The 12,776-nt window shown below is 59.1% G+C and carries 12 protein-coding genes; 3 read left to right on the top strand and 9 right to left on the bottom strand.

Features of this window, described 5'->3' with window-relative positions; translation table 11 throughout:
* Entirely contained in the window at positions 1–963 is a 963-nt protein-coding gene (locus tag AP059_RS14045) for a S66 peptidase family protein (RefSeq protein ID WP_059763834.1), read from the top strand.
* Between the two features lie 50 nt (positions 964–1,013).
* Here AP059_RS14045 and AP059_RS14050 read toward each other — a convergent pair whose 3' ends face one another.
* From AP059_RS14050 to leuS, 5 genes are all read right to left on the bottom strand, one after another.
* A complete protein-coding gene (locus AP059_RS14050) occupies positions 1,014–2,315 on the bottom strand; it encodes a lytic murein transglycosylase (protein WP_059763836.1) in 1,302 nt (433 codons plus the stop codon).
* A 50-nt stretch (positions 2,316–2,365) separates the two neighbouring features.
* Positions 2,366–2,515, bottom strand: a complete 150-nt coding sequence (arfA, locus tag AP059_RS14055; RefSeq protein WP_059763839.1) for an alternative ribosome rescue factor ArfA — start codon at positions 2,513–2,515, stop codon at positions 2,366–2,368.
* Positions 2,516–2,618: 103 nt separating this feature from the next.
* Positions 2,619–3,656, bottom strand: coding sequence for a DNA polymerase III subunit delta (gene holA, locus AP059_RS14060; RefSeq protein ID WP_059763841.1), 1,038 nt, complete (start codon positions 3,654–3,656; stop codon positions 2,619–2,621).
* A 42-nt stretch (positions 3,657–3,698) separates the two neighbouring features.
* Positions 3,699–4,304, bottom strand: coding sequence for an LPS-assembly lipoprotein LptE (locus tag AP059_RS14065; RefSeq protein ID WP_059763844.1), 606 nt, complete (start codon positions 4,302–4,304; stop codon positions 3,699–3,701).
* Between the two features lie 91 nt (positions 4,305–4,395).
* Complete coding sequence (gene leuS / locus AP059_RS14070; protein WP_059763846.1) at positions 4,396–7,002, bottom strand: leucine--tRNA ligase; 2,607 nt, start codon at positions 7,000–7,002, stop codon at positions 4,396–4,398.
* Positions 7,003–7,238: 236 nt separating this feature from the next.
* On the opposite strand from leuS, the gene AP059_RS14075 reads away from it, so the two are divergent.
* Complete coding sequence (locus AP059_RS14075) at positions 7,239–7,532, top strand: hypothetical protein (RefSeq protein ID WP_059763848.1); 294 nt, start codon at positions 7,239–7,241, stop codon at positions 7,530–7,532.
* 151 nt (positions 7,533–7,683) lie between these two features.
* Complete coding sequence (locus AP059_RS14080; protein WP_059763851.1) at positions 7,684–8,445, top strand: YdcF family protein; 762 nt, start codon at positions 7,684–7,686, stop codon at positions 8,443–8,445.
* Between the two features lie 269 nt (positions 8,446–8,714).
* Here AP059_RS14080 and lnt read toward each other — a convergent pair whose 3' ends face one another.
* From lnt to AP059_RS14100, 4 genes are read right to left on the bottom strand one after another with little or no spacing between them, the layout of a single operon-like run.
* Positions 8,715–10,238 (bottom strand): apolipoprotein N-acyltransferase, encoded by a 1,524-nt coding sequence (lnt, locus tag AP059_RS14085; RefSeq protein ID WP_059763853.1) that lies wholly within the window; start codon positions 10,236–10,238, stop codon positions 8,715–8,717.
* A 22-nt stretch (positions 10,239–10,260) separates the two neighbouring features.
* Positions 10,261–11,100: an HlyC/CorC family transporter gene (locus AP059_RS14090; RefSeq protein ID WP_048362388.1), complete on the bottom strand. Its 840-nt coding sequence runs from the start codon at positions 11,098–11,100 to the stop codon at positions 10,261–10,263.
* A 41-nt stretch (positions 11,101–11,141) separates the two neighbouring features.
* Positions 11,142–11,600, bottom strand: coding sequence for an rRNA maturation RNase YbeY (gene ybeY, locus AP059_RS14095; RefSeq protein ID WP_059763855.1), 459 nt, complete (start codon positions 11,598–11,600; stop codon positions 11,142–11,144).
* Positions 11,593–12,612, bottom strand: coding sequence for a PhoH family protein (locus tag AP059_RS14100; protein ID WP_059763857.1), 1,020 nt, complete (start codon positions 12,610–12,612; stop codon positions 11,593–11,595). The genes ybeY and AP059_RS14100 overlap by 8 nt, the downstream gene beginning before the upstream one ends.
* Positions 12,613–12,776 lie beyond the last annotated feature (164 nt).

Consider the following 12,776-nt stretch of genomic DNA (forward strand, 5'->3'; position numbering starts at 1 on the left):
ATGAATAGCCGGCTTACCGCGCAGGTGTCCTACAAGGCCCACCGCGCGGTGCCCGCGCTACCCGCTGGCGGGGTGATCGGCCTGATCGCCCCGGCAGGCCCCGCCGAACTTGACCTGAGCCTTGCTACCCAATGGATACAAGCGCGCGGCTATCAACTGCGTGTGTTTCCTGGCGTGTGGGAAAAGGACGGTTATCTGGCAGGCGCTGATGCAACTCGCTTGCGCGATCTGCACGACGCGTTTACGGATGACAGCATTGACGCCATTTTGTGCATGCGCGGCGGCTATGGCAGCCCTCGCTTGCTCGACGGTATCGATTTTGAGCGACTTAAACGTCATCCCAAACCGTTCATCGGTTATAGCGACATCACCGCGCTGCACTTGGCGATCACCCGTTATGCAGGCTTTGTGACCTTTCACGGGCCGATGCTTAATGCTGACTTGCTGGGTGACAAACAGGCGCCCACCGAATCTTCTTTGCTGGACATGCTCAGCGGCCGTCAAGGATCACAGTTGGCCCACCCGGCTGCCTTTCCCTTGACCACCGTGGCGCCGGGCGTTGCTTGTGGTCGTTTACTGGGCGGCAATCTGGCGATGATCTGCGCCATGATGGGCACCGCGTTCGAACTGGATGCAGACGACATCATTCTGTTTATCGAAGACGTCAACGAGCCGCTGTACCGGATCGACCGCTTCTTGACGCAATTGCGCCTGGCGGGCAAGTTTGCCGGGTTGCGCGGGGTCTTGGTGGGGGATGTGGCGGGTGTTGAACACGAGGCGTTGATCCGACTGGTGGGGCAGACGTTTGAGCCTTTGGGCATTCCCGTGCTGGCAGGTTGGCGGAGTGGGCATTGCGACCCGAACCTTACGTTGCCGATGGGCGCTTTGGTGAGTCTGGATGCTGATCGCCAGCAGTTGGTGCTAGAGCAGTGCGTGGTTACGATCAACAACCATAAGGCTTGAAGCTCCTCACCCCAACCTCTCCAGGGAAACGGTTGGGGTGAGGGCGATGCCTACGGGTTACGCAAGCTTTCGAGCAGCTTATGGGATGGATAGCCATCTGCGGGCCAGCCCAAGGCTTGCTGCGCGCTACGGATCGCCTTACGGGTATTCGCCCCGATAATCCCGTCCGCTTTGCCCGCATCGTAATGGCGGTTGCTGAGCAGGGTTTGCAGTTCGACACGCTCTGAGCGGCTTAGTGGTCGCTCATCCTTGGGCCACTCCCCTTTGATCGTCCCTTGGCCTGCGAAGCGTTCAGACAACAAACCCACGGCCAGTGCATAGGACGATGAGTTGTTGTACCGAAGGATGGCGCGGAAGTTATCCAGCACCAAAAATGCCGGGCCACGGTAGCCGGCCGGTAGCAACAAGGTGGCGCTCAATTGATCAGCTCCCGCCGCGTTGGCTGGCACAATGACACCGATCTTTTGCCACTCGCCAACAGATTTGCGTACCGCGCCGTCAGCCAGTGCATAGTCGAAGCCGACTGGCAGGTTCACTTCAAAGCCCCACGGCTGACCTTGCTTCCAGCCGGAGCTTTGCAGGTAGTGAGCAGTCGAGGCCAGGGCGTCGGCCGAGCTGTTCCAGATATCGCGGCGACCATCGCCATCGAAATCGACCGCATGGGTTTCATAGGTGGTGGGGATGAACTGGGTTTGCCCCATCGCTCCCGCCCACGAACCGAGCATTTTCTCGGGCGAAATGTCGCCCTCCTGAATGATTTTCAGCGCGGCGATCAGTTGGCTCTGGGCAAACTCCGGGCGGCGACCTTCATAGGCGAGGGTGGCCAGTGAACGAATCACCGACTTGTTGCCCTGAAACGTACCGAAGTTACTTTCCATGCCCCACACCGACACCAGTGCCTGGCGGTCAACGCCATAGCGCTGTTCGATGCGGCCCAGCAATTGGGCATTCTGCTCCAGCAGGCGTTGACCGTTACGCACGCGCAAAGGGGAGAGGGCACCGTCAAGGTACTCCCACACCGGGCGGCTGAATTCAGGTTGGCTGCGGTCGGCCTTGATCACGCCCATGTCCGGGGTGATGTCTTTGAATGCGTTATCAAACACCAGCGGGCTGATCCCGGCTTTAAGGGCTTGAACGCGGAAATTGGCTTGCCACTCGCTGAAGCTTTGAGCGGGCTGGATGTCGAGGGTGTCTGCAACAGGCGCCGAGATCACCGCAGGTGCGGCAGGCGTCACAGGCAGGGGTTGAGCATCGGCTGCGGTGGGTTTCTCTGCGCAGGCGACTAAAAGGATGACGCTAGAAGCAGCGATCAGTTGGCGCATCGGCCAACGGCGTGTATGACTTGAGGGCATGCGCAGGTCCAGGTAATGCGAATCAGATGCAGACCTTAACATTCCCGTCGTCAGGCAGCCAGAAGGTAAAAAGCCTCCCGGTCTCTCGACTGGAAGGCTTCGCGGCGGTAGCTGCCTTTGCCTTTGGCGGGGCGTTCCTGGCGGCTGCGGAACAAGGGTTGGGCGACAATGGATTTGGCCTCGTTGGGGCGCTTGCTCATGGCGTTGACTCTCGCTGGATTAAACACGGGCAAATCATCGGCCAGTTTTTCAGCGTTGTCCAGAGGGCATGCTGCGCCCCAAAATTCCTGCGGGGCGAGGTGTTTACTCCGCAGGCAGATTCAGACGTTGCCCACACATCAGCAGCGTTAATCGACTCAAGCTGCTCCACGCAGAACCCGCCGCCTGGCCTTTTATTTGTGCATCAATACGTTGCGCGTCCATCAACAGGTGCGCCCAGCGTTGTGCGGAATAACGTTGCAAGGCTTTGCTCATCAGGGGTTTGCGTTTATCCCACACCGGTGGCCGGGCCTGGCTGAAGGCTTTGTCCAGTGGGGTGCCCTGGCTGTATTGCAATGCAATGTTGGCCAGCACCCGCAGTTCGCGCGCCAGTGCCCACAAGATCACAGGTGGCTCGACACCTTCGCCGCGCAAGCCTTCGAGCATGCGCAGCGCATGGGTGGCCTCGCCATTGAGTACCGCGTCGACCAGCCCGAACACATCAAAACGCGCGCTGTCCGCTACGGCCGCTTGCACGGTCTCGACGGTGATCTGGCCTTCTTCAGCCATCAGTTTGAGCTTTTCGATTTCTTGGGCGGCGGCGAGTAAGTTGCCTTCGACCCGAGCCGCGATCAGTTCGACAGCGTCATGCGTTGCTGAAAGACCGGCCTGAGACAAACGCTGACGAATCCATTGCGGCAATTGATTGGCGTCGACCGGCCAGATTTGCACGAACTGAGTGCGCGCACCTTCAACCAGTGCCTTGCCCCACTTGGTTTTCTGCGCGCTGCCATCGAGTTTGGGCAAGCTGATCAACAGCAGTGTGTCTTCGGCGGGGCGGGCGCAATACTCGATCAGTGCAGCAGCCCCTTTATCGCCCGGTTTGCCGGAAGGCAAGCGCAGTTCCAGCAGTCGCTTTTCAGCAAACAGTGACATGCTGGCGCCTGCTTGCAGCAGTGAACCCCAGTCAAAACTGGCGTCAGCGCTGAATACCTGGCGTTCGTCGTAACCTTGTTGGCGGGCGGTACTGCGAATGGCGTCTGCGGCTTCCTGGCACAGCAACGGGTCATCGCCGCTGATGATATAGACCGGCGACAGGTTGCCTTGCAGGTGTTTGGCGAGTTGAGCGGGGGTGAGTTTCATAGGACTTGATAGATGACGGGGCGCCTGAGCGCCCCGTATGCCTTACTGATTGGGTACTTCGAGTGGCGACTGTTGCGGGGTCGCCTCTTGCGCTTTGCGCGCAGCTTCGAGAGCGTCGGCTTCAGCCTTTGCCTTCTCGTCAGCCACTTGTTGCAATTTGGCCAACTGCTCAGGCGTGAGCTGCTCCAGGCGTAGCACCATCTGTTGCACCAGCTCGCGACGCATTTCGCCGCGAATCATGGTGGCTTCCTGGCCAGAACCAGTGATGTTGCTGCTGTCCTGCAAGTAGACCTTGTGCACTTCAATCTTGTTATCGAGCAACGGCAGATTGTGTTCGCCGCGGATCTCGTAGTTCAGTACGTTGGTCAATTCGTACTCTACCGTGCCGCCATTGCCCGCATAGCTGGCTGCGCGCTGGGTTTCTTGCTCGTTGGTCAGGATCAAGTGATACGGCGCGCCGGCAGAGATTTTAACGCCGCTGTTTTCCAGTACCTGACGCAGTTGGCGCACGGTATCGCCATAGGCATTACGCGCGGTCACATCGAGTTCAGTAATGGACAACTGATTGGTGCCGGTGCCACGCAGCTGGAAGCCGCAGGCGCTCAGCAGTACCGCGAGGCCCATCACCAGCAAATTGCGTTTGATCATGTGTTGCTCCCCTTGAAACCAGATAGGCCGACTGAGCGGCCCGGAAGGTTTTATTGGGCGCCCGCACGTAGGGCGGGGCGCCTGTTCCAATTTAGCTGGCGACGATGTTGACCAGTTTGCCCGGCACAACGATGACCTTGCGGATCGTCAGGCCTTCGGTGAAGCGCAACACGTTTTCGTTGATACGGGCAGCCGCTTCAATGTCTTCGCGGCTGGCAGCGGCGGGCATGTCAATTTGCCCGCGCAGCTTGCCGTTGACCTGAATCACCAGTTGCAGCGTGTCTTGCACCAACGCGCTTTCGTCCAGTGTTGGCCACGGCGCGTCGATGATGGCGTCGATGTGACCCAGCTGATTCCACAGCTCATGGCTGATGTGCGGGGTGATCGGTGCCAACAGCAGCGCCACGGTTTCCAGGCCCTCTTGCAGCAGGGCGCGGTCTTGTTCGGTGGTTTGCGGCGCTTTTTCCAGCACGTTCATCACGGTCATCACTTGCGCGACGGCGGTGTTGAATTTGTGATGCTGGCCGACGTCCTGGCTCGCTTGTTTGATGGCCTGGTGAATGGCGCGGCGAATGACTTTTTGCTCGTCGTTCAGGGTGCCGATGTCCAGCGGGCCAGGCAGTCCCTGGCCAACGTGGGCATGGGCCAGGCGCCATACACGCTTGAGGAAGCGGTGCGAACCTTCAACACCTGCGTCCGACCATTCGAGGCTGGCATCGGGTGGCGAAGCAAACATCATGAACAGGCGGCAGGTATCGGCGCCGTATTGTTCGATCATCGATTGCGGGTCAACGCCGTTGTTCAGCGACTTGGACATTTTTTGCGTGCCGCCGATTTCAACCGGCAGACCGTCCGACTTCAGCGTAGCGCCGATGATCTTGGCCTTCGCGTCACGCACCACTTCTACGTCGTCCGGGTTGAAGTAGTCCTTGCCACCGTTGTCCAGCGTACGGAAATAGGTGTCGGCAATCACCATGCCTTGGGTCAGCAGGTTCTTGAACGGTTCGTTGGAGCCGACCAGACCCTCGTCGCGCATCAATTTGTGGAAGAAGCGCGCGTACAGCAGGTGCAAGATCGCGTGTTCGATGCCGCCGATGTACTGATCGACAGGCAGCCAGTGGTCAGCCGCAGCCTTTTCGACCAGGCCACCTTCATAGTGCGGCGAGGCGTAGCGGGCGTAGTACCACGACGACTCGACGAAGGTGTCCATCGTGTCGGTTTCACGCTTGGCCGGTGCGCCGCATTTCGGGCAACTGCACTCATAGAACTCAGGCATGCGCGCCAATGGCGAACCGGCGCCATCGGGTACGACGTCTTCTGGCAACACAACAGGCAGTTGGTCTTCAGGGACTGGCACATCGCCGCAGGTGTCGCAATGCACGATAGGAATCGGGCAGCCCCAGTAGCGTTGACGGCTCACGCCCCAGTCGCGCAGACGGAATTGAGTGCGCGATTGACCCAGGCCTTTGGCTGTCAAGGCGGCTTCCATCGCAGCAAAGGCGGCGTCGAAGTCCAGGCCATCGAACTCGCCGGAATTGATCAGCGGGCCGTGTTCGTTGTACGCGTCCTGCCACGGTGAAGGCGAGGCATCGCCCGCGCTGGTGCGTACGACCGATTTGATCGGCAGGTTGTATTGGGTGGCGAATTCGAAATCGCGTTCATCGTGTGCCGGCACGGCCATCACTGCGCCATCGCCGTAGTGCATCAACACATAGTTGGCGACCCACACCGGGAGCTTTTCACCGGTCAGTGGGTGCTCGACGAACAGCGAAGTAGGCAGGCCCTTTTTCTCTTGGGTGGCCATGTCGGCTTCAGCGACACTGCCGCCTTTGCATTCGGCGATGAAGGCCTGCAGCTCAGGATTGCCTTGCGCGGCCTGGGTGGCCAGCGGGTGTTCAACGGCAACGGCCACATAGGTGGCGCCCATCAGGGTGTCAGGACGGGTAGTGAAGACTTTGAGCGTGCCCGCTTCGCCGATGGAATCGACGTTATACGGGAACTGCACTTCCATGCCGCGGGACTTGCCAATCCAGTTGCGCTGCATGGTTTTGACCTGCTCGGGCCAGCCCGGCATGTCGTCCAGGCCCTCAAGCAGTTCATCGGCGTAAGCGGTGATCTTGAAGTAGTACATCGGGATTTCGCGCTTTTCGATCACCGCGCCCGAACGCCAGCCGCGGCCGTCGATCACTTGCTCGTTGGCCAGAACGGTCTGGTCGACCGGGTCCCAGTTCACGGTGCCGTTTTTGCGGTAGATCACCCCTTTTTCGAACAGGCGGGTAAACAGCCATTGTTCCCAGCGGTAGTAATCAGGCTTGCAGGTGGTGATTTCGCGCGACCAGTCGACGGCCAAACCCAGGCTGCAGAGCTGGGTTTTCATGTAGGCGATGTTGTCGTAGGTCCATTTGGCCGGTGCGACTTTGTTTTTCATCGCGGCGTTTTCGGCCGGCATGCCGAACGCGTCCCAACCCATTGGTTGCAACACGTTTTTACCGAGCATGCGCTGGTAACGGGAGATCACGTCGCCAATGGTGTAGTTGCGCACGTGCCCCATGTGTAGCTTGCCGCTTGGGTACGGGAACATCGATAGGCAGTAGAACGTTTCCTTGCCTAGATCTTCGCTGACTTCGAAGGACTTTTGGTTGTCCCAGAATGATTGGGCGGCGGCTTCTATTTCACGGGGCTGATATTGTTCGTGCATGGCTACTTGTACTAATAAAGGGTGGCCTAATCCTCTTCAACCTATGGCCGGCTATTGTGTTGCCCGGTCATGTTGGAGTAGGGGTTACAGGAAGTTCCGTAGCATACATGACCCCACTCTATCGAGGGAAACCCTGATTGCCTCTGCCTTCCGTTGGTCGCTGCAATGCACCGGCTTTGCGAGCGCAGCTAAGCTTGATCTCGGGGGTGATCTATTTCCTTCGATGAGGTGAACGGATGGCAGAAACGCAACGCACAGCAGTAACGTCACAGGTGTATGAGCGGCTGATTAATCGTTTGAGCGTGGCCCTTGATTCAGCAAAAACGGCAGTGCAGTTACGTGATGAGCGGCCTGCCGAACTGGAATTGCGAGGCTTGAGTCGTGCCGAGCTGGAGTTGATCAACGCATACTTGAACCGGAGCGAGCGCGAGGCCGATGGCCGTTCGCAAGGCAGCAGTAATGTGCAGCATGCACCCCCGACAGCCAAGGTCATCTGGCTCAAGGACAGGGTTAAGGGAGCAAAGGGGTAGCACGGCCATTCACGCTGTGCTCGTGAGTCATCGTTTGATGCAGTACGTGTCCCAGGGTTGATGAAGCAGGCCTTTTTATTCAGTCACTCACGTTGCCTGTTGTTGCATCGGTTCAACCCCCTTAGGCTTCGGGCATCTTTGGAGATGCTCGATGCCTATTCGATATTTCGTTAAACAACTTCTTTTACCGCCCGGCATTCTGCTGCTGATTTTGGTGCTTGCCTGGTGGCTGCGTCGTTCGCGTCCACGCTTGGCAGGCGCTCTGTTTGCCGTGGGTGTGGCTGGCTTTTGGTTGATGAGCTTGCCGGTGGTGGTGGAGTGGAGTGCGCGTGCACTGGAACGCGAACCGGCGTTGGCCCAAAGCGAATGGTCGACTTTGGCGCAGCGCGCCGACGCGATCGTGGTATTGGGGTCGGGCCGTGAGCGTGGCGATCCGGCGTGGGGCAGTGACCAGCCAACGGGCACCGGATTAGAGCGCCAGCGTTATGCGGCGCGGTTGGCTAAAGCATCGGGTTTGCCGCTGCTGACCACCGGCGGTTTGCACTACGGTACGCCGCCCAGTGAGGCTCAGTTAATGGCTGACTCGCTGCGCGATGACTTTGGCGTGCAGGTGCGCTGGAAAGAAGAACAAAGCCGTACCACTTGGGAAAACGCTCAAATGAGCGCCGATATTTTGTTGCCGCAAGGCATCAAGCGCGTGGTCGTAGTGACGCAGGCCTGGCACATGCCGCGTTCGGTCTGGAGCTTTGAACAAGCCGGTTTCGACGTGGTGCCCGCGCCCGTCGGGTTTCTGGGACGAGACAACGCCCGGCCTTTGGGCGGCTGGATGCCAGAGTTCAAGTCGATCTGGCAGTCGGGTCAATTGCTGAACGAAGCCGCAGGGCAAGTGGCGTATCCGCTGTTTTACCGCTGATACGCACCCGCCATTACAGAGATGACCTTGCCAGGCGCTGCCCAGGGATGAGGTTGTGCTCAAGTCCCAAGCACCGGTAAATCCGCTCAACGCGAGGTAGTCGCTGTCAAGGTACGAGGCTGCGAGCAGGGGCGCAGCAGCCGTCGATTCAACCGCTGCGATATGCCGGGGTTGCGGGCTGAATGCCTTGGCGACGGCTACGCCGCCCGCCGCAACCGCGCAGTGTGCTTTCAAGCTTGATCGGTCTTAGCGTCTCGACCGGGCGCTTGCTACACCGTTTTGGCAATCCGGCTGGTGATCAACGCCCAGCCAATCAGCAGGCCACACACAATGACCAACGGCCACGAGCGCCATTGCAGGTAAGGCGTGAGGTTGTGCATCGGCACCACTTCGCCGTACAAAATCCCGCGCTCGAATTGCGGGATCTGCGCGGTGATTTGGCCATACGGGTTAATCAACCCGGTGACGCCATTGTTAGTCGCGCGAATCATCCAGCGGCCCGCCTCCAGTGCGCGCATCTGCGCCATCTGCAAGTGTTGCAACGGGCCAATCGAGGTGCCGAACCAGGTGTCGTTGCTGATGGTCAGCAAAATGTCGCTCTTGGCCGCCAGGCTGGCTGCGAAATCCGGGTACACCACTTCGTAGCAAATAAACGGCGCGATCTGATAACCCTTGGCTTGCAGCAGCGCCTGCTCGGCCGGGCCGCGTGCGAAGTCAGACATCGGCAGGTCGAAGAAGGCGATCAGTCCACGCAACACATCTTGCAACGGCACGTACTCGCCAAACGGCACCAGTTTTTGTTTCAGGTAGGTGCCGTCCGCTTCGCCCACGGCCGTGATGCCGTTGAAAAAACGCGGCTCATGGCGTACTTCCTGGCGAATCGGTACACCGGTAATCAAGGCCGAATGCCGCTCGGCGGCGAAGCGACCCATCATGCTCAGGTAGCCTTCTGCGTTTTCCTTGAGCACGGGAATCGCTGTCTCGGGCCAAATAATCAGGTCTGCGCGTTTGGAACTAAAGGTCATGTCACGGTACAAGGCCAACTGCGCATTCAGTTGTTCAGGGTCCCACTTCATGCTTTGTTCGATATTGCCCTGAATCGCCGCCACGCTCAGCGGGTCGCCCGAAGGGCTGGTCCACGCGTGATGTTTGAGAGCGAGGCCGATGCACCACGGGCCGATCAGCAGTACGCAGCCTGCGCCGATAAACGCCGTGCGTTTGGCCTTGATCAGGCGCGGCAGGTTGCACAGCAGGGCTGCGGTCAGTGCCAGGGTGAAGGAAATCAGCCACATGCCACCCAGCGGTGCAAGCCCGGCCAATGGGCCGTCGAGCTGGCTGTAACCCGAATACAGCCACGGGAAACCGGTGAGGAACCAGCCGCGAAAGGCCTCTTGCGCAACCCACAGCGCAGCGAACGCCAGTGCGTCTGCCAGCGGGGCTTCATTGCGACGAATCCAGCGTGCCCACAACCAGGCGGGTAGGGCGAAAAACCACGCAATGGCCGCCGTGAACGCCAGCATTAACAACCCGGCCAGCAACACCGACGCGCCACCGAAGTTGTGGATGCTGTAGTAAATCCAGCTGGTGCCCGCGCCAAACAGGCCAAAGCCGAAACACCAGCCACGGCCCAGCGCCTGTTTGGGCGACAGGTCACGCAGGCCGAGGTAGAACATGGCCAGGGCAACCAGCGCCAGCGGCCAGATGTCGAAAGGTGCCAACGCCAAGGTTGTCAGTGCGCCGGCCACCACGGCCAGCAAGTTACCGGGCCAGCCGGGGGAGGTTATCCAGCGCATTTCAATCCTTGGTGTGGGAGGTTTAGCGGGCGATAGGCGTCAGGCGAATCAAGTGAATTCGGCGGCTGTCAGCATTCAGGATGCGGAAGCGGTAGGGGCCGATTTCAGTGATTTCATTGCGTTTTGGCAAGTGCCCGAACGCACTCATGACCAAGCCGCCGACGGTGTCGAATTCATCGTCGGAGAAGTCACTGTCGAAGAACTCGTTGAAGTTTTCGATAGGGGTCAGGGCTTTGATCAGGAAGTCGCCGCTGGGCAGCGGCTTGATGTAGCTGTCTTCTTCGACATCGTGTTCGTCTTCGATATCGCCGACGATCTGTTCGAGAACGTCTTCAATCGTTACCAAACCCGCCACGCCGCCGTATTCGTCGATCACGATGGCCATGTGGTTGTGGTTGGCGCGGAACTCACGCAGCAACACGTTCAGGCGCTTGGACTCGGGGACAAACGTCGCCGGACGCAGCAAATCCTTGATGTTGTACTTGTCGCCGTTCTCTTGAAGGATCAGCGGCAGCAGGTCTTTGGCCAGCAGTACGCCGAGTACCTCGTCGTGGCTGTCGCCGATCACCGGGTAGCGCGAGTGGGCTGCGTCGATGATCGCCGGGAGAAATTCGCGGGGTGTCTGGGTCGCCTTGATGCTGATCATCTGCGAACGCGGCACCATGATGTCGCGTACTTGCAGGTCAGCCACTTGAATGGCGCCTTCGACGATGGCCAGCGCTTCGCTGTCCAACAATTTGTTTTGATGTGCTTCGCGCAGCAGCTCAAGCAGCTCCTGGCGGTTTTTCGGCTCATGGGCAAAGGCCTGGGTCAGCTTACCCAACCATGACTTTTGCCCGTTGCTCGATCGGTCTTCGCTCATAGCGATTTACTCGTATCCCTTGGTAATTTCAGTGGTGTTGATCAGTTTTCGTCGTCTGCGTACGGGTCCGGATGGCCCAGTTCAGCAAGCAACGTTCGTTCCAGTGCTTCCATCTCTTCGGCTTCTTCGTCTTCTATATGGTCGTAACCCAGAAGATGCAAGCAGCCGTGAATCACCAGATGCGCCCAGTGGGCTTCAAGTGCCTTGCCTTGCTCGGCGGCTTCGCGTTCAACCACGGCGATACAAATCACCAGGTCGCCCAGTAGCGGGATATCGAGGAACTCATCGGGCACGTCGGCCGGAAAGGACAGCACGTTGGTCGCGTAGTCTTTCTGGCGCCACGTGTGATTCAGTTCGCGGGCTTCAGGCTCGTCGACCAGGCGGATGGTCATTTCCGAATCGGCGCTGCGCTGGCGCAACGCCAGTTCGCACCATTGGCGGAACTGGGCTTCGGAAGGCGCGCCGGCTTCGCTCGCCAGTTGCAGGTCAAGCTCAAGCATCGTGGCGGTAATCCTTGGCGGCAGGCAGGGCGGCCAACTTGTCGGCAGCGTCCTGCTCATAGCGGCCATAGGCCTCTACGATGCGTTGCACCAGAGGGTGGCGCACGACGTCTTTGGACTGGAAGTGCGTAAAGCTGATACCCGGCACATCCTTGAGCACTTCGATGACATGGTTAAGCCCTGACTTGGTGCCTTTGGGCAGGTCGATCTGGGTGATGTCACCGGTGATCACGGCGGTGGAGCCGAAACCGATACGGGTCAGAAACATCTTCATTTGCTCGACGGTGGTGTTCTGGCTTTCGTCGAGAATGATGAAGCTGTTGTTGAGCGTACGACCGCGCATGTAGGCCAGCGGTGCGACTTCGATCACCTGGCGCTCGATCAGCTTGGCCACGTATTCAAAACCGAGCATCTCGTACAGGGCGTCGTACAGCGGGCGCAGGTACGGGTCGATTTTCTGCGACAGATCGCCGGGCAGGAACCCAAGCTTTTCACCAGCTTCAACCGCCGGGCGCACCAGCAGGATGCGACGGATCTGCTCGCGCTCAAGGGCATCTACTGCGCAGGCCACGGCCAGATAGGTTTTACCCGTACCCGCCGGACCAATGCCGAAGTTGATGTCGTTGCCCAGGATTTCTTTGACGTAGCGCTGCTGATTGATGCCGCGCGGGCGAATCATGCCCTTTTTGGTGCGCAAGGAAACACTGGCTTCGGCCACGGGGTCGTTGGCGAGGTCCTGTACCGCGGATTCCTGCAAGAACAGGTGCACCATGTCTGGCGAAAGCTCGGTGGCTTTGGCCTCGCGGTACAGACGGCGCAGCAGGTTTTCTGCGGATAACGTGATTTTTGGGTCGCCGATCAGTTCGAACTGATTGCCGCGATTGCGGATTTCGATCGCCAGGCGTTGTTCGATCAAGCGCAAATGCTCGTCCAACAGCCCGCACAGATTGGCGAAACGGCGAGCCTCAAAAGGCTCGAGGAGAAAACGATGTGGTTCGATGGGTGCGTTCAAAGTCGTTTTTAGCCGCCCTGAGGCAAATAAGATGGTTTGAAGGATAACGCTAGCAGGTCATGGGCGAAAGGACTTCGCTGCAAATCAACTGTAGCCGCTGCCCAAGGCTGCGTTCGGCGGCGAAGCCGTCGTGAAATCAGGCACACGGTGTTTAAAACCGTGTG

The sequence above is a fragment of the Pseudomonas sp. TAA207 genome, from assembly GCF_001529285.1.
In the GTDB taxonomy this organism is placed as follows: Bacteria; Pseudomonadota; Gammaproteobacteria; order Pseudomonadales; family Pseudomonadaceae; genus Aquipseudomonas; species Aquipseudomonas weihenstephanensis.